The sequence below is a fragment of the Campylobacter sp. 110 genome (genome assembly GCF_002383965.1).
In the GTDB taxonomy this organism is placed as follows: Bacteria; Campylobacterota; Campylobacteria; order Campylobacterales; family Campylobacteraceae; genus Campylobacter_D; species Campylobacter_D coli.
The window spans coordinates 1-466 of sequence record NZ_NXBD01000012.1 but is presented as its reverse complement, the minus strand read 5'-3'; the positions used below and the strand labels follow the sequence as shown (position 1 = coordinate 466).

At 25.8% G+C, this 466-nt stretch carries 1 pseudogene; it reads left to right on the top strand.

From position 1 onward, the window contains the following. Positions 1-26 precede the first annotated feature (26 nt). A pseudogene (locus tag BGS43_RS00560) lies at positions 27-466 on the top strand (Cj0814 family flagellar-dependent secreted protein); the annotation flags it as partial.

Sequence of the window (466 nt, the reverse complement as noted above, 5' to 3'; positions counted from 1 at the left end):
AGAAAAATCTAAATTAAGGAATTAATATGAGTATCTTTAGCATCAATGATAACTCAAACTATGGTTCTATACTTTCACAAGCAAAAGCTAATAAAGAAAGTAAAGAAAATTCTAAAATAAGTTTTGCTAATGCTTTTTTAAAACAAAATGCTAGTAAATTAAATGAAATTCAAAATGCAAATTCACAAACCCTAGTAAGAAGTGAAGTATTAAATTCTACTAATACAACAAATACTAGCAATAATACTAATTTTAGTATAAGTAGTAAGACAAGTTCTCCTAATTATGATATATCTAGTGAATTTAAAAACTCTATTTATACTCTAAAATATAAACAAGTAGATTTAAGCACTGATACAGCCTATGGTTATAGTGTAGATAAAGATGGTTATATGGGAAGTGACTTTAACAAAGCTGCAGGATTGCCAAATGATTTTAAGATACATAAATCTACTTTGGATGAGAT